Raw genomic sequence first — 24,409 nt, 5'->3', positions numbered from 1 at the left:
ACTTTCATGTAACTTACAGGCTTTACTGTCAACTCTCAACTCATATTCGTATCTTTGCCACATGATTCGTATTACTAAGATTTTCACGTTTGAAACTGCTCATGTACTTTACAATTATGATGGTAAGTGTAAAAACATGCATGGACATTCCTACAAGTTATTTGTTACCGTAAAAGGAAAACCTGTTAACGATTTAGACAATCCTAAAAATGGTATGGTTGTAGATTTCGGCGATATCAAAAAAATTGTAAATGAAGAAGTTGTAGATATCTGGGATCATGCAGTACTAATCAATGCAAATTCTCCACACAAGGAACTCGGAAATGAGCTTGAAGGAAGAGGGCATAAAGTTATTTACTGTGTTTTTCAGCCTACATGTGAAAATATGCTGTATGAAATTGCTGCAAAAGTTCAGGCAAAACTTCCTTCGGAAATTTCTCTTGCATATCTTAAGCTTCATGAAACCGAAAACTCTTATGGAGAATGGTTTGCTGAGGATCAATCTGAAAATTAATTTTTATGAAAATTGATTTACAAGAAGGTAAAAAAATATATTTCGCTTCGGACCAGCACTTTGGAGCTCCTACTCCTAAAGAAAGTAAAGTCCGTGAAGCAAAATTCATCCGTTGGCTGGACGAAATAAAGAAAGATGCACAAGTACTTTTCCTGATGGGTGACCTTTTCGATTTCTGGCACGAATGGCAACATGTAATTCCTAAAGGCTATGTAAGACTTTTAGGCAAACTTGCCGAATTAAAAGACAGCGGAATAGAACTTTACTTTTTTGTAGGCAACCACGATCTGTGGATGAAATCTTATTTTGAAGATGAACTGGAAGTTCCTGTTTATTTCACAAAAAAATACTACGAAGTTTCAGGCAAGAACTTTCTTTTAGCCCATGGCGATGGATTAGGCCCCGGAGACAAAGGCTATAAAAGAATGAAAAAACTTTTCACCAATCCTGTAGCGCAATGGTTTTTCAAATGGCTGCACCCAGATATCTCCATGAGAATAGCATTATATCTTTCTCAGAAAAATAAGATGATCAGCGGTGAAGAAGACAAAGAATTCCTGGGTGAGGACAAAGAGTTTCTGATTATCTACGCCAAGGAGAAATTAAAAACTGAAAAGATCGATTATTTCATTTTTGGCCACCGCCACTTGCCAATGGTACTGAATCTGAATGCCGGACAATCAAAATACATTAACCTTGGTGACTGGATTGGCTATTTCACTTATGGTGTTTTCGATGGAGATCATTTTGAATTAAAAACTTACGAAGGATAAAACATGGAAAATCATCCCCTCATAGAAGTTATCAACAAAACAACACCTTTTGAGGAGGAAGATATCAGATTGTTTTTATCTGTTTTTGAAGAGAAAAAATTTAAAAAGAATACGCTTCTGCTGGAAGCCGGAAAAACAGCTCATGAAGCCTTTTTTGTTACTAAAGGAGCTTTACGCCAATACTACATCAATGAAGAAGGGCATGAAAGAGTCTGTTATTTCGCATTTGAAAATGAATTTTTGACTGATTTGGAAAGTTTTTCCAGGCAGATTCCGGCCACGTCCTTTATTATTACCCAAGAAGAAACAACCTGCCTTGTTACCAGCTGCACAAATCTTGCAAATGCAATGAGAGCATCAGAGAACATTGCAACTTTCTTTAAAGTTATTGTTGAAAATGTAGCTACAGAAAGTATGCGCAGAACAAAATCACTACTCTCCTTTTCTCCGGAAAAACAATTCCTGGAACTGATACAGGAGAAACCACAAATCCTACAGAGAATTCCGCAGCGATATATTGCACAATATCTGGGAATAGCCCCGGAAAGCCTGAGCAGAATCAGGAAAAGATTGATACAATCCTAAAACCTTAACCCAAGTCATCGTTTTAGGTACAACATTGCTTATATTTTTACAAAAAAAATTATGCAGACAATACTTGGTGCCGGCGGAGATATAGGAACTCCATTAGCAAAAGAACTTAGAAGATATACTGACAAAGTCAGACTTGTTGCCCGAAATCCCAAAAAAGTAAATCAGGATGATGAATTATTTGCTGCCAATTTACTTGATGAAAAAAATGTTATTCAGGCTCTGGAAAATACAGATGTAGCCTATCTTACCGTGGGTCTTCCTTATGATTATAAAATTTGGGAGAAACAATGGCCTGTTATTATACAAAATGTGATAAAAGCATGTCTTACCCATGGTACAAAACTCGTTTTTCTGGACAATGTATATGCATACTCTGCAAAAGAGATCGGAAATATGCATGAAGACAGCCACATTAATCCTCCTTCTAAAAAAGGAAAAATAAGGGAACAGCTCATAAAAAAGCTCCATGAAGCAGAAAAAAATAACGGATTAAAATTAATTATTGCTAAAAGTGCTGACTTCTACGGACCAGATGCAAAAAATGGTATTTTGAATCTTTTAGTTATAGATAACTTTAAAAAAGGTAAAAAAGCACAATGGCAATCTGACACTACCAAAATTCATTCTTTCACCTATACAATTGATGCAGCCAAAGGCCTTGCGTTATTAGGCAATACAGCTTCCGCATACGGGCAAAACTGGCATCTCCCAACTTCTACAGAAAGGTTAAACGGCAAACAATTTATAGAACTTGTCACTACAGAACTAAATACAAAGCCCAGATATACCTTGCTATCTTCTTTTATGCTAAGACTGGCAGGCTTATTTTCTAAAACAATAAAAGAGCTTATAGAGATGCAATACCAGAATGACAGAGACTATTTCTTTAACAGTGAAAAATTCGTTAAGGAATTCAACTTTACACCAACAACCTACAAACAAGGAATAAAGGAAATTCTAAAAAACTCATAGCTCCCGCAAAAACTTCGTAAATTTGCAGTGTTTTTGACATTAGTATTATGGAGTTAGACATTTTTAATATAAAAACAGAAGAGGATTTCACACAGGCTTGTCTGGAAACATTTCGTTATCAGTATCAAAATATTGAAGTTTACAGAAAATTTACAGACTATCTGAATATCAAACCCGAGGAAATTACTCAGGTAGAAAACATTCCTTTTCTACCAATAGAAATGTTTAAAAATCACACAGTAGTTGATCAGAACAAAAAACCTCAATTTTATTTTCAAAGTAGCGGTACTACACAAATGAACCTTTCCAAACATTGGATTTGTGATGCCGGGCTATACGAGGAAAGTCTTTATAAAAGTTTTGAACAATTTATTGGCAAACCTGAAGACTTTATTTTTCTGGGGCTTCTGCCTAATTATTTGGAAAGACAAAACTCCTCATTGGTCTATATGGTCGATTACCTGATGAAAGTTTCTAATCAGCCTGAGAATGGTTACTTCTTATATAATCACGAAGACCTTTTAAAGCAGATTCAGCATCTGGAAAAGGAACAGAAAAAATACATTGTATTTGGAGTTTCTTTCGCTTTATTAGATTTTTTAGACACGCTGCAACAACTTAGTATAACCAACTTTAGAATTTCCAATGGTATTGTTATAGAAACCGGAGGAATGAAGGGAAGAAAAGAAGAGATCACAAAAGATCAGCTTCTTCAGGAGTTACAAACAGGTTTTGGTACCGAGAAAATTTACTCTGAATATAGCATGACCGAATTATTATCGCAGGCATATTCAAAAGGGAATAATGAATACGAAACACCAAACTGGATGCGAATTCTGATCCGTAATACAGAAGATCCATTTTCGTATGTAGATGAGGGACGCACCGGAGCCATTAATATTATTGATTTAGCCAATAAGCATAGCTGTGCATTTATTGCCACACAAGATCTAGGTCGTTTTGATATTGACGTGGATGGTAAAAGAAAATTTCAGGTTCTGGGAAGAATAGACCACTCAGACATCAGAGGTTGCAGCCTTTTGGTAAGCTAAAAGACATTTGATTCGTTATGATTCTAATAATAAAAAAAGACCCTCTTTTCAGAAGGTCTTTTTTTTATATTCAATATTTTGTTACTGCTTAGTTAGCAATTTCTTCTCCACCATCACGCTGAAGCAAGAACTTATAAATCAGTCCGCCGGCAATACCACCAAGGATTGGCGCTACCCAGAACAGCCATAGTTGCTGTAATGCTACTCCACCTACAAATAAAGCCTGAGAAGTAGATCTTGCCGGGTTAACAGAAGTATTGGTAATTGGAATTGAAATCAGGTGAATTAATGTTAAACCTAAACCAATTGCCAATCCTGCAAACTTGCCATTAGCCCATTTATCTGTTGCTCCCATAATAATAATCAGGAAGAAAGCTGTTAGTAAAAACTCCGCAAGGAAAGCTGCTCCCATAGAATAGCTTCTTCCGTTATAGCCTGGCATATCGTAGAAGTTGGTTGCAAATGCTCCCGGTCCTTCAGCAGAGAATGCACCAGCACCATTCAGGATAATGTAAAGACAACCAGCTGCTGCTGCCGCTCCCAATACCTGAGCAATAATATAAGGAACAAGATCCTTTGCACTAAATCTTCCACCAGCTAAAAGCCCGAAAGAAACAGCAGGATTAAAATGTCCTCCGGAAATATGACCAACGGCATATGCCATTGTAACAACTGTTAACCCGAAGGCTAATGCCACACCTAATAATCCTATACCAATGTCTGGAACACCGGCTGCAAATACTGCACTACCGCACCCTCCGAATACTAACCAAAAGGTACCAAAAAACTCAGCGAATAATTTTTTCATTTCATTAATATTTTAATATTTGTTTATCAAATGTAAAAAATATTCTGCAATCCTGATAGATGTTATGCTGTTTTAACATTCAAACCATAGTGTTTTTGCTTTTGTTACAAAACCTATCTTACATGAAATGATGGCATTACCCTCACATATCTTTTTTAAAATTGAGCAGCTTCTGTAGAACCCTTTAGAGCTACCGTTGCTGCTTCTCCGGCTGTAACAATAGTCTGAATTTCGTCAAAGAAACCTGTTCCCACAAAAGACTGATGTTTTACAGCGCGGAAACCTTCCTGCTGCAATGCAAATTCCTTCTCTTGTAATTGGGAATACCCTGCCATACCATGCTCACGATACGCTCTTGCTAATTCAAACATAGAATAATTAAGGGCGTGGAATCCGGCAAGTGTAATAAATTGAAATCTGAATCCTAACGCTGCTAAATCTTCACGGAATGTTTCCATTTCCTGCTGACTTAGCTTGGAAGCCCAGTTAAAAGACGGAGAACAATTATATGCCAATAATTTCCCGGGATATTCAGCATGAATAGCTTCAGCAAACTGTCGTGCCTCTTCTAAATCTGGATGAGAGGTTTCCATCCACAACAAATCAGCATATGGTGCATAAGTCAATCCTCTGGCGATTGCCTGCGGTACACCTGCATTTACTTTAAAGAAGCCCTCAGAAGTACGCTCTCCTGTTATAAAAGGCTTGTCTCTGTCATCAATATCAGAAGTGAGCAAGTCTGCAGCATCAGCATCTGTTCTCGCAATAATAATACTTGATACACCGCAAACATCTGCCGCCAATCTCGCTGCAATTAGCTTATTTATCGCTTCCTGAGTTGGCACCAATACTTTACCACCCAAATGCCCGCATTTTTTAGCAGAAGAAAGCTGATCTTCAAAATGTACTGCTGCTGCTCCGGCTTCTATCATTTGCTTCATCAATTCATAGGCGTTGAGGTTCCCTCCAAACCCTGCTTCAGCATCAGCTACAATAGGAACCAGGTATTGCTTCGTCTGATCTCCGTTTACTCTGTTAACAGACTGAATCTGATCTGCACGCAGAAGAGCATTATTAATTCTTTTCACAACTGCCGGAACAGAATTGGAAGGGTACAATGACTGATCCGGATACATTTCTCCTGAAAGATTTGCATCCGCAGCAACCTGCCAGCCACTCAGATAAATTGCTTCCAGTCCGGCATCTACTTCCTGTACAGCCTGATTTCCGGTTAATGCACCTAATCCGGCCACATACTCCTGACTATTAAGTTTGTTCCAAAATTTCTCTGCCATTAGCTGTGCTATAGTATAATCTATTTTATAACTTCCCCGTAACCGAAGTACATCTTCCGGTGTATACGGGCGAATTATACCATTCCATCTTGGGTTTTCATTCCAGTCCTGTTGTAGTTCCTGAATAGTTTTCATAATAATATTTATTTTTCGGTTTGATTTATTCTTTGATTTCAGATGTATTTATAGGCTCTTAATGTTAGAAAATCTTCAAAATTTTCTTCAAAAACCATATCCTGCAGCAGCTGTGTTGCCAGTGCAAAATTCCCATCGGTATGTCTTGTAGCTCCTACATATTCTTTTATCTTCACTAACTCTTCATCCTGCCATTTCAGATAATTTTCTTTTGTAAGGTATTGTCCGTCTTCTAATGGTTTTTGTGAATGGAATACCTGCCACAATTGGGTTCGGGAAATCTCTGCTGTTGCAGCATCTTCCATCAGATTATAAATAGCCGCAGCACCAACTCCTACCAGCCAGGATTCGATATAAAGAATTCCCACATTGATATTCTTGCGTACACCTGCTTCGGTAATTGTACCCTGTGGAACAGTAAGCAGATCTGCTTCAGCAATATTGTATTCTTCTTTTTTCTGATCAATCTGATTCGGTGTAGGCATTCCCGCATCGAAAACTTCTTTGGCAACACTTACCAAAGCCGGATGTGCCACCCATGTTCCATCATGACCGTTCTTCACTTCGCGTTCTTTATCTGCGCGTACTTTTGCAAAAGCTACTTCGTTTGCATTCTCATCATATTTTACAGGAATTTGTGCAGCCATACCTCCCATTGCAGAAACACCTCTTTTATGACAGGTTTTTACCAAAAGCTTTGAGTATGAGCTCATAAAATGGATAGTCATCGTCACCTGATCTCTGTCTGGTAATATAAATTCAGGAAGTTTTCTGAACTTTTTAATAAATGAAAAAATATAATCCCAACGCCCACAGTTCAGACCCGCCATATGCTCTTTCAGAGAATATATAATTTCATCCATCTGAAAAGCAGCTGTAATGGTTTCTATTAAAACAGTCGCCTTAATCGTAGTTTGCGGTATTCCAAGATAATTTTGTGAGAATACAAAAACTTTATTCCACCATGCAGATTCATGATGGTTCTCCAGTTTTGGAAGGTAAAAATAAGGTCCAACTCCATTTTCCAACTGCTTTTTAGCATTCAGAAAAAGGAAGATTCCAAAATCAATTAAAGAACCCGATGCCTGCTCTCCATTAATAAGGATATGCTTTTCATTTAGATGGAGCCCTCTTGGGCGTACCAGCAAAACTGCAGGCTTTTCATTCAGAATATATTGTTTCCCTTTAACTTCGAAATCAATATTTCTGTTATTCAAATCTCTGAGATTCATCTGTCCATCCATTACATTCTCCCAAGTAGGAGAATTGCTGTCTTCAAAATCAGCCATGAAACAATTAGCTCCGGAATTCATAGCATTAATAATCATCTTACGGTCAACAGGACCTGTAATCTCTACCCGTCTGTCCAGTAAAGAACTCGGCAGAGGTTCACATACCCAGTTTCCATTCCTGATTTCTTCGGTCTCTTTCAAAAATCGAGGTAAAATCCCCTGATCAAATTCCTTCTGCAAAACCTTTCTTTTATCTAAAAGAGCTTGTCTCTCAGCATTAAAATGCTCATGCAACTCTGTTAAAAACAATTGTAATTCAGCAGAGTAGATCTCTTCATACTTTTTTGAATGTTGAATACTAAATTTTTCCATGAGTCTGATTTTTTTGCTAATGTAAAAAATAAATTTTCACCAACAGCGAATTTTCGCTAAAATTAAAAATAAATTATTATGCGAATAATCGCTTTTATTTTCTATATTTATTTTATGAATATCGAGAGCGATTATATACGTACTATTTTCGGGGTAAAGCTGAGACAGCTCCGCCAGCAGAAAAACTGGTCACTACAGGAAATTTCTGAAAAAACGGGTATGTCCAAATCTTACCTGAACGAAATAGAAAAAGGAAAAAAGTATCCCAAGCACGACAAAATATTAGCTCTGGCAGATGCTTTGGATTGCAATTTTGATGAATTGGTCTCTATTCAGCTCGATAAAAATCTGGCTCCAATTGGAGAACTGATGCAAAAAGATTTCTTTAGAGAACTTCCTCTGGAACTTTTCGGAATCAATAAAAATTCACTTATCAACATTGTAAGTGAAGCCCCAAAAAAAGTAAATGCCTTTATCAACACTCTTATAGAGATTGCACAGACTTATAATTTTGATAAAGATCATTTCTACCTTTCGGTACTACGATCCTTCCAGGAGCTCTATAATAATTACTTTCCGGAAATTGAAGAAAAAGCCATCGAATTCAAAAAAAAATATGGACTTACTACAATTAATATTCAGATTTTAGAAGATATACTGAAGCAAGAATCTGGTTATCAGATTTACTATGAAGACTACGAAGAACAAGGACAGCTAAAGCATCTGCGTTCTCTATATTCTGCAGATCATAAAATTCTTTCTATTAATCAGAAACTTGGGGAACAGCAAAAACTTTTTATCCTGGCAAAGGAAATCGGATTTCAGTATTTAAATCTGCAACCTCGCCCAAATACTTATACCTGGGTAAAGTTTACCAACTTCGATAGCCTTGTTAATAACTTTTACGCATCTTATTTTGCAGGCTGTCTTCTTATTCCAAAAGATCAGCTGATACAGGAAACAAAAAGTATATTCTCTGACAAAGAATGGAACAATGAAAAGTTTGATCATCTTATAGAAAACTATACACAGTCTCCTGAAACTCTTTTTTACAGACTTACTAACATTCTTCCTGAATTTTTCGGGATGAAAGACATCTTTTATCTGTGTTTTGTAAAAAGAAAAAACAGTGATAAAATAGATATCCTGAAAGAACTGCACCTCAACAGACATCAGGCACCGCATGCCAATACAACCAACGAACATTATTGCCGCCGATGGATTGCTATAAAAAACATGCAGAATCTTTCCGATTCCAAGAGTCTGACAGCTATACAGATATCGGAATACGAAAATTCAGGTCTCAATTATCTGGTGATATCCACATCTCAAAAAAATCCTTTTGCTGATGGCAATAACAGAAGCTATTGTCTGGGAATTTTACTAAATCCCGAAACAACAAAACAATTAAAATTTCTAAAGAATATATCCAGAGAAAGTGTAGGTGTTACGTGTGAAAGCTGCTCTATAAAAGATTGTGAAGTACGACAAGCTCCAGCTATAAAACTGGAAAAACAAGAACTTAACGAAAAAATACAAATCTCTGTTGAAAAAAAATTGGCAGAAATGAAAAACAAATCATAAATCACTGACTCAAAACGAGTTATGAATTTATTTACAGATATATTATTTCCAAACCGTTGCCTTCAATGCAATCACATTATTGGTGGAAAAGATATTATTTGTGAAGAATGCTATGATCAAATAGATTTCACCCATTGGGAATCATTATCGGAGACACCATTACAACAGAAATTATCTTCTCTTTTCCCTGTTGAAAATTCTTACTCTTTGATGAATTTTGAGAAAGAAGGTCTTAGCAGAAAATTAATTCATAATCTCAAATATGCTAATCGCGAAATTATAGGAGAAACATTAGCCCGGTGGACATCAGAAAAAGTAAATCTAAAATCAAAACCTGATACACTAATTAATATTCCTCTGCATATCAAAAAACTAAAAAAGCGAGGCTACAATCAGTTACATCGTTTTACAGAAATATTATCTAAGGAATGGAGTATTCCATATAATCATCATTATTTAAAAAGGACAGCTTATAGCACTGCTCAAGCCAGAAAAAAACTGATACAGAGAAAGGAAAACACCAATATATTCACAGTTCCCAATCCTGTTGAAAACATTCATTTCCTTCTTATTGATGATGTATGCACTACCGGGAGTACCTTAGCTTCCTGCGCCTGGGAGATACTAAAAACGCCCGGCAATAAGCTGAGCGTTTTGGTTATGGCAATTGATTAATTTGCTTATCGCTGTAATTTTTCTCCATAAGAAAGATCACCTGCATCTCCTAATCCTGGTGTAATATAACCTTTGGATGTAAGAGCTGCATCTACAACACCTACCCAAAGATGTGCTTCAGGGTAAGCTTTACGAATAACCTCAACTCCTTCTTTACTTGCGATTGCCGCTACAATATGCATTTGTGATGGTGTTCCGTGGGTTAATAAATCTTTTATAGCTTCAATAAGTGATGCTCCGGTTGCTAACATCGGATCCGCAATAATTAACGGACGACCTGTCAGATTCGGACAAGTAAGATAATCCTGCTTTATAGAAAAATAGTCGTTTGCATCATGTTTTCTGTATGCTGCCACAAAGCCACAATCAGCTTTGTCTAAATAATTAAGAATTCCCTGAAATAATGGGACTCCGGCTCTCAGGATTGTAGTAATCACCGGCTGTACTGCTATTTCTTTTGACGTGATTGTCTCCAGTGGTGTTACAATCTCAACTTCTTTTTGTTCAAACTGCTTACTGATTTCAAATGCTGCTATCTCTCCGATACGTTCCATATTTCTACGAAACTTCATTCTATCTCCCTGAACATCAACATTTCTTAAATCATTAATCCACGAATTGACGAGGGAAAAGTTTTCTGATAAAATATATAGCATGAATTTTTATTTTGGGTTAAACAAAAATACGATTAAAAAAACTGACTCAAAAGCTTTACGGACACAAAAAAATATTACCTTTAGTTAATTATTTCCCCACCAGAACTTTATGAACAAAAGCTTTATTTTAGGCAAAATAGCACCGGAATTTATTAAAAACGAAACTTTACCGGAGCTATTAATTCCCACTTTTGAAAAATATAAAACCAAACCTGCTTTTATTTTTAAAGACAGGACTCTTACTTATGAAGAATTAGACAACTGGAGTAATGCTATAGCTTTACGCCTAAAAGAAGAAGGCGTACAGGAAGGCGACTGTGTAGGCGTATGGTATCCCAGAAGCATGGAACTTCCGGTTGCTATACTAGGGATCCTGAAAGCGGGAGCCTGCTACATACCTCTGGACAGAGAGATGCCTGAAGATCGTATCAAAATGGTATTTACAGATATCAATGTGAAAACTTATTTTTCTGATACAGATGCTGGCATCCATTGCAGTCCCATTACGATTCCGGAGCAACCAACTGAGAAAGTTTCACTTCCGGAAGTTGCAATTAATCCAGATAATTGGGCATATGTACTTTTCACCTCCGGGAGTACCGGAAATCCGAAAGGCATACCAATTTCCCACCGGAATATATGTCACCTGATTCGTTCTGAAGAAGATTTTATTGGCATTAAAGATACCGATAAGGTTTATCAGGGTTTTTCTGTGTCGTTCGATATGTGGTGCGAAGAAGTGTGGATAAGTCTTTTTGCAGGAGCTACAATATGGATTGCAGATGCTACCACTGTCAAAGCGATTGACGAACTCAGCACTGTTTTAATAGAGAATAAAATTACAATTCTTCATGCTGTTCCTAGTATTTTAGCTATTATAGATGAAGTTCCGGCTTTACGCCTCGTAAATGCAGGTGGTGAAGCTTGCACCAAACAGGTTCAGGAAAAATGGGCAAAACCATACCGCACATTTATAAACAGTTATGGACCAACAGAAACCACCGTTTCTTCTAATATGGCAATACTAAATTCCACTCAGGAACTTACTATTGGTCCACCATTGCCCAACTATCATATTGCCGTTGTAGATGAAAATATGAATATTGTTCCGCATGGTGAGCGTGGCGAAATGATTATTTCCGGGCCTGGTGTTAGTAACGGATATTTTAATTTACCAGAACTCACGGCACAAAAGTTCCTGCCCAATCCGTTCCATGAATTACCAGGGGATACGATATATAAAACTGGTGATGCTGTTGCTTTCAGAGAAGATGGCTTTATTGATTTCCAGGGAAGAATTGATGACCAGATCAAGCTGCGAGGCTATCGTATTGAACTAGGCGAAATAGAAACCCGCCTAAACCAACTGGAAGGAGTTTCCTCTGCAGCGGTTACAGTAAGAGAAGATGCAAACCAACAGGGGCAATTGGTTGGCTATGCTGTAATGAAATCTGATGCAGATTTTAATGAAAACGAAATGCGTAAAGAACTGGCGAAGTTTCTGGCTCCATACATGGTTCCGATCACCATTATAAAAATGAAAGAAATGCCGCGAATGCCAAGTGGCAAAATAGACAGAAAAAAACTACCCTTACCTGATAGCTTCTTAGTACAGGAAAGTACAAGTCATATCGAAATTGGAGAAAATGATTCTGTAGATGAAAAACTTATAAAAGTTCTCCACATTGTATTCCCAGGAAAAGACATTAACCTGTCTCAGGATTTTTTCACTGACCTTGGCGGGCATTCCCTATTGGCAGCAACTCTGGTTTCACATCTAAGACAGAAAGCCGGAATCCCTTATGCCTCTCTTAAAGATGTATACGAAAACCGTCCGCTAGCAGCATTTACAGAGGTTCTACAGAAAAAACAAAATACAAAAGCTGAGCATAAAGAACCTTTCCAAAAGGTATCCACCTTGCAATATTATCTTTGCAACTTAGCACAAACACTAAGCTTACTGGTTGTATACGGACTATTAAGTATTCAGATATTCTTTCCATATCTCGCTTATTATTATTTCCAGCTAAACGGGTTCGGATTGCATTATGCCCTGCTAAGTGCGATGTTATTGTATACCCTTATTCCGCCAGTCTATTCTTTAATTATACTCATTACCAAATGGCTGGTTATCGGAAAAATAAAAGAAGGAGATTATTCGCTATGGGGATGGTATTACTTCAGATGGTGGTTATGGAAAACTGTAAAAAGATTAATGCCATCTGAGTTTATTGTAGAAACTCCTCTTTATCCTAAATATTTGCGCTTATTAGGTGTAAAAGTACATCCGTCAGCTCAATTAAGCTTATTACCAATTGCAGCCGAAGATCTTGTAACCATAGATGAGAACGTAACAACCAGTTCCGGATGCTGCATAGATAATGCTTCTGTGGAAAACGGAATATTAAAAATACGCAAAGTACACTTAAAGGCACATTCCTATATAGGTTCTTCCGTTGTGGTATGTGGAGAAACTACTATAGAGGAATTTGGAGAGTTACAGGATCTGAGTTGTCTGAATGAAGGCGAAAAAGTAGGCTACGGAGAAATATGGAACGGAAGCCCGGCACAGAAAATAAGAACAAAAACAACAGAAGAAACTCAACAACCTGAATTGATTTCTGCTGGAAAAAGAAGCTTATTCTCGTTGTTCTATGCTATATCACTGTTTTTCTTCCCGTTGATTATCGTATTACCGCTGGCTCCAACTCTTTATACACTTTACTATCTGGACGAACGTTCATCGGATTACAATTTCTATTATTTGTGGCAGGCACCGATACTTTCTACCGTTTACATTTTGTTATTTATTCTGGTTGTAAGTTTCCTTACCAGACTACTACAAATCAAAATGAAACCCGGCATATATCCGGTGTACAGTTTTACTTATTACAGAAAATGGGTGAAAGATCAGATTTTCAATATATCCCTGGTTGTATTACATCCTCTGTTTGCATCCATCTACATCTCTAAGTTTTACAGAATGATGGGAGCCAAAGTGGGGAAAAATTCGGAGATTTCTACTGCAAGTGATGTGTCTCACAACTTACTGGAAATTGGTGAAGGTTCTTTTATTGCCGATGCAGTTATCCTGGGAGAACATGACGTAAGAAATGGGCAATTAATATTGGCTAAAACAAAAATTGGCAATAATAGCTTTGTTGGCAATAGTGGGCTGATACCACAAGGATATCAGCTGGGTGATAATATGCTTATTGGTGTTCTAAGCAAAGCACCAACTGAGGAGCAACTAGCCAATTCCGTAGAGAAAGACTGGTTTGGTTCTCCACCTATCGGATTGCCTTCCCGACAAAAGTCCGACATCTTCAATGACAACCTTACCTATAACCCGCCGGCATCTTTAAAATTTGCCCGTGCTATTGTTGAAGGTATAAGAATCATTCTGCCACAAACCATTATCATTATATGCAGTGTACTTTTCATAGCATACACAAGCGTCTATCTGGAAGGCAGAATACCATTATTACTATTATTATCACCATTTTATTATCTCGGAATCGTTGCACTGCCAGCTTTCTTCTTCACAGTTCTTCTTAAATGGATTTTAGTAACAAAATATAAAAAGACAGAAATCCCTATGTATAACCTAAAAGTATGGCTAAGTGAGGGAATTACTACATTATACGAAGCTTTGGCTATTCCTTTTTTCCTGGATGCTTTACGCGGAACAATGTGGCTTCCAATCTTTATGAGATTTCTGGGTGTTAAAATCGGAAAACGAGTATGGCTGAACACTACAGACATTACAGAATTTGACATGGTATCTATTGGTGATGAATCCATGCTGAATGAAGAATGCGGACCGCAAACACACTTGTTCGAAGACCGGATTATGAAAGTTGGCAGTGTAAAAATCGGAAATCAGACAACCATCAGCGCCAGAAGTATTATTCTTTATGATACTGAAATTGGAGATAATGTACATGTAGATGCTTTATCTTTAGTGATGAAGGGAGAAGTACTTTCCGACAATACATCATGGCACGGAAGCCCTGTAAGAGGTAAGTAAATATTATAATACTGTTTCAACCAAACAAATTTCGGAAAATACAAGATGGAATATCAGATCAGGAAAATAAAAATTAGCGAGCATCTACCTATAGTAGATGAGCTGGTAGGTGAACTTCATCTCTCAGAAAGAGAGATGAACGAGCATACTGCAGACTGGAAACATATCCGGAAAAATTATATGCGGTTTATGGAAGACTGTGAAGATGAGAATGACGGCTCTTTTCTTATCGCTGAAGTAAACGGCAAAGCTATAGGCTTTATTTTCGGTTATATCGATGAGAAAGATGACAGTAATTTTGAGCTCGGTGACGCTGATGATCTATATGTTTCTGAAGGTTATGTAAAAAAAGAATACAGAAAGAACGGAATATATACCGCACTAAATAAAGCTTTTGAAAAAATGTATCTGGAGCAATATAAAATCCGTAAAATTTACAGATTCACTTTATGCAACAACGAAACCATGCAACGTTGGTTAACTTCACAAGGCTATCAGCCTGTAAGGCTTTTGTATGAAAAATGGATATAATTACAACATAAAAAATGATTAAACTTTATTCCCGAACCATTCAGAGAATAACTTTTCTTTGCCTCTTCACATCAGGTATAATGTGGGGTCAAAGGCATTTATACAGTAATACCAAGGTAGACAGTCTTACATTTGTCAATACCAGAAAAGCATTAAATAATCTTTCTACAGAGAATTACCAAAAAAAAGTATTCAGTTACAAAGACAAAGAATTACCGTACAGATTTCTGTTACCTAAAAATATTGATAACAAAAAGAAATATCCTCTGGTTATTACATTTCATAATTCATCCAGAATTGGTCACGACAATGAAAATCAGCTAGAACATCTTGCAAGAATATGGCTTAGGAACGATATTTATAGTCGATACAATTGCTTTGTTATAGCGCCACAATTTGGAGAACGCTCATCCAATTATACTGAAAACAACGACGGAATTCTTGTCTCAAAACCTTCTGAAGATGTATTGGCATTACCAGAACTCATTAAGAAAACAACAGCTGAATATCCGGAAATAGATAAGAACAGAATATATCTGGTTGGTTATTCCATGGGAGCTTCTACCGCTCAGGATTTACTAAGTATTACTCCCGAAACATTCGCAGCAATCGTTTCTATTGCCGCTGTTCCAAATTTTTCGAACCTTAATAAAATAAGAAACAAAAAGATTTGGCTTATCCACGGAAGTGAGGATAATGAAAATCCATATGTTGGAAGCGAGGTGCTTTACAAAAAGCTCAGTGGGAATAAAAATCTATTATTTACCACCTACACATATCTTAATCATAATAATATTACGATTCCTTTCCTACTGAATGACGAAATTCCGAAATGGTTATTTGAAAAAAGAAAATAACAATTAACCTCAGATAAGGTTTAGCCAATTGATATGTTGTATACACTGATTTTTACAGATGGGTTTTCCGATGCTATAAAAACTTTATAAAGTTCTGAGATAAAGACTTCGTTTGTAAAAAAGTTCTGATCATTGACCTGTATACAATCAGGCAAAGTATTTACTTCATTTAACTCCTTAGAAATCCCCAAACCAGAAGCCTTTAGCACGGCTTCCTTTTTTATCCATATATTATAAAAATCATTCACAGAATTCTGGCCATTCAATAGATAATCTTGCTCTTCAGAGTGAAGAAAATCTTTAAAAACTGAAACATCCAGAGGCTTTAATATCTCCGTATCAACGCCGCATCTATCGTTCACAGAAGCACAGACTAGACATAGATCTTCGCTGTGTGCAGATGAAAAATTAAAATGATAGCCTTCCAGATAAGGTTTAAAGTTTTCATCTTTTTTAAGTTTTTTCCAATCTAACTGATGATCCGGATAAAATTGATGAAATAACTTTTCAGTTAAAAATTTAGACAACACCCTGGCCTGTCTATCTTTCTGACTCTGGTATTGAGATATAGACAATCTTAGTTCTTCCGGAAGTGTACGGAAAAAGGCATCTATTTTTTCGGGTGGATTTTGAGAAATAAAGGTATAAAAAAGTATAACCTCCATTATATAGCAGATTTTAAAAACCCTTGCTAAGAGTGATCTTAACAAGGGTTTCTTTATTATTTTTGTCTGAAATATACTTCTATCGGAACTCCGGTAAAGCCAAACTCTTTACGCAGCTGATTTTCGGTAAACCTCTTATAAGGCTCTTTCACATATTGTGGAAGATTACAGAAAAATACAAACTGTGGAGAAGGTGTTGGCAACTGTACACAATATTTAATTTTTATGTACTTACCTTTTATAGCTGGCGGTGGCGTTCCTTCGAATATTGGTAACATCACCTCATTAAGCTTAGAAGTTTTGATTTTCTTCTGACGGTTTTCATAAACCTCCATTGCTGTTTCTACAGATTTCAAAATTCTTTGCTTTGTAAGAGCAGAAACAAAAAGAATTGGAACATCAGAAAACTGACCAATCTTATTACGGATCGCTTGTTCAAAATCACGCATTGTATTGGTTTTCTTATCTTCAACCAAATCCCATTTATTAACAAGGATTACAATACCTTTTCTGTTTCGCTGAGCAATACCAAAGATGCTCATATCCTGAGCCTCCCATCCTAATTCAGCGTCTACCATAATAATTACTACATCCGAATTCTCAATAGCTCTTACCGAACGCATTACAGAATAGAACTCCAGGTTTTCAGAAACTCTGTTCTTTTTACGCATCCCTGCAGTATCTACCAATACAAATTCGTGTCCGAATTTGTTATACAAACTTTGGATACTATCTCTTGTGGTACCAGCAATATCAGTAACAATATTACGCTCGTTATCCAAAAGAGCATTGGTCATTGTAGACTTACCAACATTCGGACGACCAACAATTGTAATTTTAGGAAGACCTTCAAACGGGTCTTTATATTCTGTTGTAGGGAAATCTCTTACTACATCATCCAACAAATCTCCTGTACCGGAACCGGTAGCAGATGAAAGTGTAAAATACTTATCAATTCCTAATTGATAAAATTCCGTTGCCGGAAGCTCTTCTCTTGAAGAATCAACTTTGTTTATAACAATATAAACAGGTTTATTCGATCTTCTTAGCAAATGATAGATTTCATAATCTGTATCTGTAAGACCTTCTTCAACATTCATCATAAAGATAATTGAAGTCGCCTCATCTACTGCAAGCTGTACCTGCTTACGAATCTCCTCTTCGAATACATCATCAGTACCTACATCATAACCACCCGTATCGATTACAGTAAACTCTACTCCGTTCCATTCCGATTTACCATAATGACGGTCACGGGTTACTCCGGCTGTAGAATCTACAATAGCTTCTCTTCTCTCTAAAAGTCTGTTAAACAGGGTGGATTTTCCAACGTTGGGACGCCCAACGATTGCAACAATATTTGACATAAAATTTTGTTTCTCTTCGGCCTCACTCAGTGTATAGTATAATCTGAGCGAAAAAGAAGACGTTAAAGAATGGGTTACCCGGTCTTTCCGAGCCCAAAAATTTTTGCAAAGATACGAATTTAGTTTGTTGTTACCAGTTTTATATTTACAACGACATAAGTTTATATATTGAAGATGAGCATATAAGCAATATTTTTTATAAATTTGATAAGGAAACTTCACTTTCAATGAAAAAATTTTTGGTTATACTACTGGTTGCTTTCATTATCATTCAGTTCTTTCCGATTGATAAAGTCAACCCACCTGTGAATGAAAGGATGGATTTTCTTACTATAAAGAAAACTCCCGAAGAAGTCAGCAAGGTTATTAGAAATTCCTGTTATGACTGTCATTCCAATGAAACTAAATATCCATGGTACAGTAATATTGCTCCTGTATCCTGGTGGATGAAAGATCATATTATTGATGGTAGAAAACATCTTAATTTTTCTACCTTTGCACTTTATGACACAGAAAGACAACTCCGGAAACTGGACGAGTCTGTGGAAATGATTGAAAAAGATAAAATGCCTCTGGAAACCTACCTTTTGGCCCATCAAAATGCCAGACTTAGTGATACAGATAAAAAGATGCTGATCAAATATCTGAAAAACGCCAGAACAGATACCGAAATAAGATACAACACGACTGAACAGGAGCAGCCGTAACAAAAAATGCAAATACAAAATAAACATATTGTTCTATATGATGGTGATTGCCCGATGTGCAATTACTGGGTAAATTTTATTCTGAAACGCGACGATAAAAACAAATTTATGTTTGCCGCACTCCAATCAGATTTCGGACAGGATTTTCTGAAAAAGAGAAACCTGAACCACATCGAATTCAATACAATTTACCTGTTAAAACCTCAGCAATACTATCTGGTAAGATCTAAAGCAATCTTTAAGATCTTTTCTTTACTGGGTGGTATATATCGTCCATTATCATGGATGAAATTTATACCCGAATTTATTTCTGATACCATTTATGATTTTGTTTCCCGAAACCGGAAAAAAGTAGACGTTGAAGCCTGCCCTATTCTGACTATTGAGGAGAGAAAAAAGTTTATAACTGAGCCATTTCTGACCTAATTCAGAATACTTTTGGGAATATAAAAACCAAAATAAAAACACTATCTTTGACCCTTATTTTACATCCGTCTATCAATGGAATACAATACTGAAAGAACACCATTATATATGCCTGAATACGGGCGCCTTATACAATCTCTGGTAGAGCATTGCAAGGCACTTCCTACCAAAGAAGAACGAAACGAAATGGCAAATGCCATCATCGCTTTTATCGGGCAAAGGAATCCACACCTTCGTGATGAGGAAAATTATAATCATAAGCTTTGGGATCATCTTTTTATTCTTGCAGATTATAATCTGGATGTAGACTCTCCATACCCGATTCCGACCGCTGAAGAATTACAACAGAAACCTAAAAAACTGGAGTATCCTTCTTATGATAATGAGTATAAGTTTTATGGCAAAAGTATTTTACAACTTATAGATAAAGCTATTTCTCTTCCGGAAGGTGAAGAAAAAGAGGCTTTGATTCAGGTTATTGCAAATAATATGAAGAAGTCGTATAATGTATATAATAAAGAGCATGTACAGGACGAGGTAATCTTCAGACATCTAAAAACGCTTTCTAATGAACAGCTGGACATTACAGGTGTTGATTCTTTAGAAAAAAGTAAGATTTATCATTCTGGCAACAATCACAGAAACAAAAATCAGAACCAGAATCAAAATAATAAAAACAACCAGCAGAAAAGAAGAAATTTCCAGAATAATCATAAAAACAACCGAAAGAATTAATGAGTAACGCATTTCAAATACGAGGAGGAAAGCCTTTATCCGGAGAAATTACTCCACAAGGTGCAAAAAACGAAGCATTGCAGATTCTTTGCGCTGTGCTTTTAACAGGTGATGAAGTAAGAATTAAGAATATACCAGACATTAAAGATGTTAATCAGCTTATTGACATTTTAAGAGACCTGGGCGTTATTATTACAAAAAATGGTAAAGGTGACTATACCTTCAAAGCAGATAACATTAACTTCGATTATATCAAATCTCCGGAATTCAAAATGAACGGAGCAAAGCTAAGAGGTTCTGTTATGCTTTTAGGTCCGCTTTTAGCACGTTTCGGTGAGGCTTATATGCCAACACCGGGTGGTGACAAAATCGGAAGAAGAAGATTAGACACTCACTTTCAGGGATTTGTTGAATTAGGAGCTGAGTTTCATTATGATGAAGAGCAATATTTTTATTCATTAAAAGCTAAAGAACTTCACGGTAAATTTATCCTACTGGAAGAAGCTTCTGTAACTGGTACAGCTAATATTCTAATGGCTGCCGTCCTGGCGAAAGGAAAAACCAGAATTTATAATGCTGCCTGCGAACCTTACCTTCAGCAACTTTGCAAGATGCTAAACAGAATGGGAGCTAACATTTCTGGTGTAGGATCAAACTTATTAACTATTGAAGGTGTTGAACATCTTCACGGGACTGAGCATACAATGCTTCCGGATATGGTAGAAATAGGTTCATGGATTGGACTTGCAGCAATGACAAAGTCTGAAATCACTATTAAAAATGTTAACTGGAACCAATTAGGAATTATTCCTGATACTTTCAGAAAGCTTGGAATACAACTGGAGAGAAGCGGAGAAGACATCTACATTCCTGCACAGGAACACTATAAGATACAGAAGTTTATTGACGGTTCTATCCTTACCGTTACCGATGCTCCGTGGCCAGGTTTCACTCCGGATTTATTGTCTATTGTTTTAGTTGTTGCTACTCAGGCAAAGGGAACTGTTCTGGTTCACCAGAAGATGTTCGAATCCCGTTTGTTCTTTGTGGATAAATTAATCGACATGGGAGCACAGATTATCCTTTGCGACCCGCACAGAGCAACAGTGGTAGGACTAAACCACGAAGCTCCACTAAGAGGTACAACAATGACATCGCCGGATATTCGTGCCGGAAACGCATTGCTTATTGCAGCTTTATCAGCCGAAGGAAAATCTATTATTCACAATATAGAACAGATTGACAGAGGTTACGAAAATATAGACGGAAGATTAAAAGCTCTGGGAGCAGACATCCAAAGAATATAATAACACAAAAAAAGCATTCAGAAAATTCTGAATGCTTTTTTTGTACGTGAAGCTACCAGCCGCCACCGCCACCGCCGCCACCGCCGCCGCCAGAGAATCCACCACCACTGGAGCCACTGCTAAAGCTAGAGCTGCTTCCTGATGAATTACTACTTGAAGGTGGAGTTGAGCCTGAGGAGATAGAGTTGGTTAAGCTGGAATTAAGTGTATGTCCCAGACCGGCAAACCCAATCGTACTTCCGGTATACCAATCGTTGGTATAATCCACAGACATTTGCTGCAGCATATCCTGAAATTTTTCACCCCAAATTTTATCCACACCCAATACCATTGCGTATGGTAGATAGGTTTCAAATATAGCCGGCGTCATCTGTGGAGGATTATGAAACTTAATCACCTCGTTTTCCGCTGCACCCATATACATTTTAAAACCTTCTATAAGTGACTGTTTACGTAATTTTTCTTCAGAAGGTCTTTTGATAAGGTATCGGTAAACAAAAAGAAAACCTATACCAGCAATCAGAAAAAGAAAACTGGATCTTGTATTCTGATCAAAATTACCTTTAATAAAAAATATAATAAAACTTATAAAGAACGGGAGAAAAAATATTGCAATAAAAGCTACAATACATCCTTTATTCAGTCCTTCCATTTTAGAGATAAGAACCATTGTAACCACAAAGAAAATAACAACGAAGATTAGTCCGAACATTCCGATTACCAATTGCTCTGTGGAATCTCCAATAATACTACTTACAATAAATGTCAGTATAAAAACTGCAAAAACAACTATAGCCGGAAGTACAACTTTATTGGCATTATTTCCTTCTTTAATAAAGGCTTTGTACTGAAAGGTCATATTGTGAGTAAAGTTACCCACAGCTTTTTCTATTTTACTACTATAGCTGCCATCCAAAGTTACTGTAGAAGACTTACCAAAAAGATCGTTCATCAGCCCAATCTCTTCTTTTGCCAATTTCGGACTTGGTTCCTTTAGCTTGGTAATTTCGTATTCTTTCCCGGAAGACAATCCTAAAATGGATTTCTTTGTAGTTTCTTTTATTACAACAAACTTCTTTATAGCAAGGTTTACAAGTGCTGCCGTAAGGTAATTTGTATTGTAGCCTTCATGATGTATATATCCTAATTCTGCAGGAGACATATCTTCCGGCACATTAAATTGTGGATAAACTACAGGCTTTTCCGGATCTACTCCATACTTCTTCCAAGAATTATATCCATATAGCAACAAACCTCCAAATACCAATAACAGAAATATACTGATACCATATTTTTCTAAGAATGATGGCGGTGGTGGTGGCATTACAATTCCTTTAGGGAATCCAACAGCAATAGTCAAGTTCTCCCGACTTAAGAGGCTTCCACCCTGCCATTCAATTTCATTATCAGAAATAATTTTTGACGAACAGTTTTGTGCCGTACTTCCCTCTACTCCTGAGTAACAAGCATTTTGTAATATTTTAGCTCCCTGAGGCAAGTGAACTGTCGCCGAAATTTTGTCTATAGGAAAATCCCAGGCCATACCATTTACATTCCAATACAACTCATCATACTTAGGAAAGAATCCTACCTGATCTGGTGTCTCATATGTAATCTGATAAGTATATTTTCCCGGATCCAAATAAGTATCTTCATTCCCTACATATATTGTCTTTTGACTACTCTCATATGTAGTAGAATAATGTTCCTTCACACCATCTTTCTTCACGGAAAGAATTTTAAACTTAACTTTTTTCGTCTTCCCGTTCAGATTTCTCACAGAGGGAAATGTTCTGAAAATCCCTCTTTTAAAGTTATACCCAAGACTGTTGATAACTATAGTCTCGGTAACTGTAAGTGATGAATTTTTATGAACTGTAATATCTGAATGAAAAGATAAAATCCTTTCAGTTGGTTCTGTACTTTCTGTTGTTATACTATCTCCTACTGCATCTGCATTTGCGGCTGCAGCCGCAGCTGTAGCCTGTTCCTGGGCTTTAAAAAGCAGAAAAAAAGAGAATAATACAAATATAAATAACCGCTTCAATTTTTAAAATTTTACAGAAGGAACTTCTCTTTCAGCGGTATTCTGTAACTCGAAGAAAGGTGCTTTTTCAAATTTATACATGTTAGCAATAATATTGCTTGGGAAGGATTCTACAAGTGTATTATTCTCCCGCGCGGTACCATTGTAATATCTTCTGGATTTTTCGATATCACTTTCCAGAGAAGAAAGTTCATTTTGCAGTTGCTGAAAATTGGTATTAGCCTTCAGATCCGGATATTGTTCGGCCACAGCAAATAAATTCATCATAGCCTGATTAAGATTTTTCTCAGCAGCTTCTTTCTCCTGTACAGAACCAGCATTTTTCGCCATAGTTCTCGCCTGCGTTACACTATCTAATGTTTCTCTTTCGTGTGTAGCATATCCTTTTACAGTTTCTACCAAATTTGGAATAAGATCATATCGCTTTTTCAGCATTACATCAATACTACTCCAGGCTTCCTGAACCAAATTTCTGAATTTAACAAGCTTATTGTACACAGAAACTCCATACAACAAAACGATAGCAACAAGTGCAATAACAACAATAAGTGCAATCATAAGATTATTTTTAGTTTAATTATTTTTTAAAAACAGTTTCATATTTTTCAATCCATATTTCCGGTGATATTTTAGCGCTCAATTCAGCAATTATGTCATAGGGAATATCATCCATTTTTTTGAACCGAACACAACTTTTCCCCATATCCAGTTTATATTTTGCATGTTGAGTATAACTTTCCTGAAACCATTCCAACAGGTCTTTATCGGCATATATACCCATATGATAAAATGCCAGAAAATTTTTCTGACTGGCCAGGCTCAAAAAAGGGAGCGGGGTACCGGGAGCACAATGGTAACCTGCAGGATATTTAGACAAAGGCACAACCCATGTAAGCATTCCGTAAGCTTCAGTTAACTCAAACCCCTTAGGCAGATTATCATGAATTGCATTGAACAATTTATGAAAAGCTATTTTTCTCTCATCAGGGACTTTTTCCAGATATGTTTGTATCAGGTTACTCATCATCATTTATTTTTCTTAAAAATAAACAAATTTATTTCGTTGAACAATGAA

23 protein-coding genes are annotated in these 24,409 nt (G+C 36.7%); 14 read left to right on the top strand and 9 right to left on the bottom strand.

Features of this window, described 5'->3' with window-relative positions; genetic code table 11:
* Positions 1–61 precede the first annotated feature (61 nt).
* The 5 genes from BAZ10_RS07120 to BAZ10_RS07100 are packed head-to-tail and all read left to right on the top strand — an operon-like array spanning position 62 to position 3,905.
* Complete coding sequence (locus BAZ10_RS07120; protein ID WP_078771475.1) at positions 62–514, top strand: 6-pyruvoyl trahydropterin synthase family protein; 453 nt, start codon at positions 62–64, stop codon at positions 512–514.
* Positions 515–519: 5 nt separating this feature from the next.
* Entirely contained in the window at positions 520–1,287 is a 768-nt protein-coding gene (locus BAZ10_RS07115; protein WP_078771474.1) for a UDP-2,3-diacylglucosamine diphosphatase, read from the top strand.
* Between the two features lie 3 nt (positions 1,288–1,290).
* Complete coding sequence (locus BAZ10_RS07110) at positions 1,291–1,872, top strand: Crp/Fnr family transcriptional regulator (RefSeq protein WP_078771473.1); 582 nt, start codon at positions 1,291–1,293, stop codon at positions 1,870–1,872.
* A 60-nt stretch (positions 1,873–1,932) separates the two neighbouring features.
* Positions 1,933–2,853 (top strand): NAD-dependent epimerase/dehydratase family protein, encoded by a 921-nt coding sequence (locus BAZ10_RS07105; RefSeq protein ID WP_078771472.1) that lies wholly within the window; start codon positions 1,933–1,935, stop codon positions 2,851–2,853.
* 47 nt (positions 2,854–2,900) lie between these two features.
* Positions 2,901–3,905 carry a LuxE/PaaK family acyltransferase gene (locus BAZ10_RS07100; RefSeq protein ID WP_078771471.1) on the top strand — a complete coding sequence of 335 codons (1,005 nt, stop codon included), beginning with the start codon at positions 2,901–2,903 and terminating at the stop codon, positions 3,903–3,905.
* An 88-nt stretch (positions 3,906–3,993) separates the two neighbouring features.
* Here BAZ10_RS07100 and aqpZ read toward each other — a convergent pair whose 3' ends face one another.
* The 3 genes from aqpZ to aceB form a co-directional block, all read right to left on the bottom strand.
* Positions 3,994–4,713 carry an aquaporin Z gene (gene aqpZ, locus BAZ10_RS07095; protein WP_009087912.1) on the bottom strand — a complete coding sequence of 240 codons (720 nt, stop codon included), beginning with the start codon at positions 4,711–4,713 and terminating at the stop codon, positions 3,994–3,996.
* 155 nt (positions 4,714–4,868) lie between these two features.
* Entirely contained in the window at positions 4,869–6,143 is a 1,275-nt protein-coding gene (gene aceA / locus BAZ10_RS07090; protein ID WP_078771470.1) for an isocitrate lyase, read from the bottom strand.
* A 38-nt stretch (positions 6,144–6,181) separates the two neighbouring features.
* Positions 6,182–7,747 (bottom strand): malate synthase A, encoded by a 1,566-nt coding sequence (gene aceB, locus BAZ10_RS07085; protein ID WP_078771469.1) that lies wholly within the window; start codon positions 7,745–7,747, stop codon positions 6,182–6,184.
* Positions 7,748–7,825: 78 nt separating this feature from the next.
* Here aceB and BAZ10_RS07080 point away from each other — a divergent pair, with 78 nt between their 5' ends.
* Together BAZ10_RS07080 and BAZ10_RS07075 are read left to right on the top strand one after the other, a co-directional pair.
* Entirely contained in the window at positions 7,826–9,331 is a 1,506-nt protein-coding gene (locus BAZ10_RS07080; protein ID WP_078771468.1) for a helix-turn-helix domain-containing protein, read from the top strand.
* A gap of 21 nt (positions 9,332–9,352) precedes the next feature.
* Entirely contained in the window at positions 9,353–10,006 is a 654-nt protein-coding gene (locus BAZ10_RS07075) for a ComF family protein (protein ID WP_078771467.1), read from the top strand.
* A gap of 5 nt (positions 10,007–10,011) precedes the next feature.
* Here BAZ10_RS07075 and upp read toward each other — a convergent pair whose 3' ends face one another.
* On the bottom strand, positions 10,012–10,662 hold the full coding sequence (upp, locus tag BAZ10_RS07070) for a uracil phosphoribosyltransferase (protein WP_078771466.1): 651 nt from the start codon (positions 10,660–10,662) through the stop codon (positions 10,012–10,014).
* A 109-nt stretch (positions 10,663–10,771) separates the two neighbouring features.
* Here upp and BAZ10_RS07065 point away from each other — a divergent pair, with 109 nt between their 5' ends.
* From BAZ10_RS07065 to BAZ10_RS07055, 3 genes are read left to right on the top strand one after another with little or no spacing between them, the layout of a single operon-like run.
* On the top strand, positions 10,772–14,692 hold the full coding sequence (locus tag BAZ10_RS07065; RefSeq protein WP_078771465.1) for a Pls/PosA family non-ribosomal peptide synthetase: 3,921 nt from the start codon (positions 10,772–10,774) through the stop codon (positions 14,690–14,692).
* Between the two features lie 45 nt (positions 14,693–14,737).
* Positions 14,738–15,223, top strand: coding sequence for a GNAT family N-acetyltransferase (locus BAZ10_RS07060; protein WP_035590505.1), 486 nt, complete (start codon positions 14,738–14,740; stop codon positions 15,221–15,223).
* 14 nt (positions 15,224–15,237) lie between these two features.
* A complete protein-coding gene (locus BAZ10_RS07055) occupies positions 15,238–16,080 on the top strand; it encodes a carboxylesterase family protein (RefSeq protein ID WP_035590504.1) in 843 nt (280 codons plus the stop codon).
* A gap of 20 nt (positions 16,081–16,100) precedes the next feature.
* Here BAZ10_RS07055 and BAZ10_RS07050 read toward each other — a convergent pair whose 3' ends face one another.
* Both BAZ10_RS07050 and der read right to left on the bottom strand, forming a co-directional pair.
* On the bottom strand, positions 16,101–16,745 hold the full coding sequence (locus BAZ10_RS07050) for a 4'-phosphopantetheinyl transferase family protein (RefSeq protein WP_035590502.1): 645 nt from the start codon (positions 16,743–16,745) through the stop codon (positions 16,101–16,103).
* A gap of 56 nt (positions 16,746–16,801) precedes the next feature.
* Entirely contained in the window at positions 16,802–18,112 is a 1,311-nt protein-coding gene (gene der, locus BAZ10_RS07045; protein ID WP_034868925.1) for a ribosome biogenesis GTPase Der, read from the bottom strand.
* 227 nt (positions 18,113–18,339) lie between these two features.
* Between der and BAZ10_RS07040 the strand changes: the two genes are divergently transcribed.
* The 4 genes from BAZ10_RS07040 to murA all read left to right on the top strand — a co-directional run bounded on the left by BAZ10_RS07040 (position 18,340) and on the right by murA (position 21,287).
* Entirely contained in the window at positions 18,340–18,819 is a 480-nt protein-coding gene (locus BAZ10_RS07040; protein ID WP_034868598.1) for a heme-binding domain-containing protein, read from the top strand.
* Positions 18,820–18,825: 6 nt separating this feature from the next.
* Positions 18,826–19,245, top strand: coding sequence for a thiol-disulfide oxidoreductase DCC family protein (locus BAZ10_RS07035; RefSeq protein ID WP_059324204.1), 420 nt, complete (start codon positions 18,826–18,828; stop codon positions 19,243–19,245).
* Positions 19,246–19,320: 75 nt separating this feature from the next.
* Positions 19,321–19,980, top strand: a complete 660-nt coding sequence (locus BAZ10_RS07030) for a DUF4290 domain-containing protein (protein WP_034868592.1) — start codon at positions 19,321–19,323, stop codon at positions 19,978–19,980.
* Positions 19,980–21,287, top strand: a complete 1,308-nt coding sequence (gene murA, locus BAZ10_RS07025; protein ID WP_059154297.1) for a UDP-N-acetylglucosamine 1-carboxyvinyltransferase — start codon at positions 19,980–19,982, stop codon at positions 21,285–21,287. The genes BAZ10_RS07030 and murA overlap by 1 nt, the downstream gene beginning before the upstream one ends.
* 52 nt (positions 21,288–21,339) lie before the next feature.
* Here the strand turns inward: murA and BAZ10_RS07020 are convergent, their stop codons facing one another.
* From BAZ10_RS07020 to BAZ10_RS07010, 3 genes are read right to left on the bottom strand one after another with little or no spacing between them, the layout of a single operon-like run.
* Positions 21,340–23,334 (bottom strand): DUF2207 domain-containing protein, encoded by a 1,995-nt coding sequence (locus BAZ10_RS07020; protein WP_078771464.1) that lies wholly within the window; start codon positions 23,332–23,334, stop codon positions 21,340–21,342.
* Positions 23,335–23,337: 3 nt separating this feature from the next.
* The gene (locus tag BAZ10_RS07015) at positions 23,338–23,892 is read right to left on the bottom strand and encodes a LemA family protein (protein WP_059156916.1); all 555 of its coding nucleotides are present in this window, start codon (positions 23,890–23,892) and stop codon (positions 23,338–23,340) included.
* Positions 23,893–23,911: 19 nt separating this feature from the next.
* Positions 23,912–24,358 (bottom strand): DUF1801 domain-containing protein, encoded by a 447-nt coding sequence (locus BAZ10_RS07010; protein WP_078771463.1) that lies wholly within the window; start codon positions 24,356–24,358, stop codon positions 23,912–23,914.
* Positions 24,359–24,409 lie beyond the last annotated feature (51 nt).

This window comes from Elizabethkingia occulta, assembly GCF_002023715.1.
Taxonomy (GTDB): domain Bacteria; phylum Bacteroidota; class Bacteroidia; order Flavobacteriales; family Weeksellaceae; genus Elizabethkingia; species Elizabethkingia occulta.
Note: the sequence above shows the minus strand (reverse complement) of the source record. Positions and strands in the feature narration are given on the sequence as shown.

Excerpts from the sequence above, each read along its gene's own strand:
- BAZ10_RS07065 (WP_078771465.1), top strand. The coding sequence starts at position 10,772 with ATGAACAAAAGCTTTATTTTAGGCAAAATAGCACCGGAATTTATTAAA.
- BAZ10_RS07080 (WP_078771468.1), top strand. The coding sequence starts at position 7,826 with ATGCGAATAATCGCTTTTATTTTCTATATTTATTTTATGAATATCGAG.
- aceA (WP_078771470.1), bottom strand. The coding sequence starts at position 6,143 with ATGAAAACTATTCAGGAACTACAACAGGACTGGAATGAAAACCCAAGA.
- BAZ10_RS07015 (WP_059156916.1), bottom strand. The coding sequence starts at position 23,892 with ATGATTGCACTTATTGTTGTTATTGCACTTGTTGCTATCGTTTTGTTG.
- BAZ10_RS07010 (WP_078771463.1), bottom strand. The coding sequence starts at position 24,358 with ATGAGTAACCTGATACAAACATATCTGGAAAAAGTCCCTGATGAGAGA.
- BAZ10_RS07120 (WP_078771475.1), top strand. The coding sequence starts at position 62 with ATGATTCGTATTACTAAGATTTTCACGTTTGAAACTGCTCATGTACTT.
- BAZ10_RS07105 (WP_078771472.1), top strand. The coding sequence starts at position 1,933 with ATGCAGACAATACTTGGTGCCGGCGGAGATATAGGAACTCCATTAGCA.
- BAZ10_RS07050 (WP_035590502.1), bottom strand. The coding sequence starts at position 16,745 with ATGGAGGTTATACTTTTTTATACCTTTATTTCTCAAAATCCACCCGAA.
- BAZ10_RS07115 (WP_078771474.1), top strand. The coding sequence starts at position 520 with ATGAAAATTGATTTACAAGAAGGTAAAAAAATATATTTCGCTTCGGAC.
- der (WP_034868925.1), bottom strand. The coding sequence starts at position 18,112 with ATGTCAAATATTGTTGCAATCGTTGGGCGTCCCAACGTTGGAAAATCC.
- aceB (WP_078771469.1), bottom strand. The coding sequence starts at position 7,747 with ATGGAAAAATTTAGTATTCAACATTCAAAAAAGTATGAAGAGATCTAC.
- BAZ10_RS07035 (WP_059324204.1), top strand. The coding sequence starts at position 18,826 with ATGCAAATACAAAATAAACATATTGTTCTATATGATGGTGATTGCCCG.
- aqpZ (WP_009087912.1), bottom strand. The coding sequence starts at position 4,713 with ATGAAAAAATTATTCGCTGAGTTTTTTGGTACCTTTTGGTTAGTATTC.
- upp (WP_078771466.1), bottom strand. The coding sequence starts at position 10,662 with ATGCTATATATTTTATCAGAAAACTTTTCCCTCGTCAATTCGTGGATT.
- BAZ10_RS07040 (WP_034868598.1), top strand. The coding sequence starts at position 18,340 with ATGAAAAAATTTTTGGTTATACTACTGGTTGCTTTCATTATCATTCAG.
- murA (WP_059154297.1), top strand. The coding sequence starts at position 19,980 with ATGAGTAACGCATTTCAAATACGAGGAGGAAAGCCTTTATCCGGAGAA.
- BAZ10_RS07100 (WP_078771471.1), top strand. The coding sequence starts at position 2,901 with ATGGAGTTAGACATTTTTAATATAAAAACAGAAGAGGATTTCACACAG.
- BAZ10_RS07030 (WP_034868592.1), top strand. The coding sequence starts at position 19,321 with ATGGAATACAATACTGAAAGAACACCATTATATATGCCTGAATACGGG.
- BAZ10_RS07075 (WP_078771467.1), top strand. The coding sequence starts at position 9,353 with ATGAATTTATTTACAGATATATTATTTCCAAACCGTTGCCTTCAATGC.
- BAZ10_RS07055 (WP_035590504.1), top strand. The coding sequence starts at position 15,238 with ATGATTAAACTTTATTCCCGAACCATTCAGAGAATAACTTTTCTTTGC.
- BAZ10_RS07110 (WP_078771473.1), top strand. The coding sequence starts at position 1,291 with ATGGAAAATCATCCCCTCATAGAAGTTATCAACAAAACAACACCTTTT.
- BAZ10_RS07060 (WP_035590505.1), top strand. The coding sequence starts at position 14,738 with ATGGAATATCAGATCAGGAAAATAAAAATTAGCGAGCATCTACCTATA.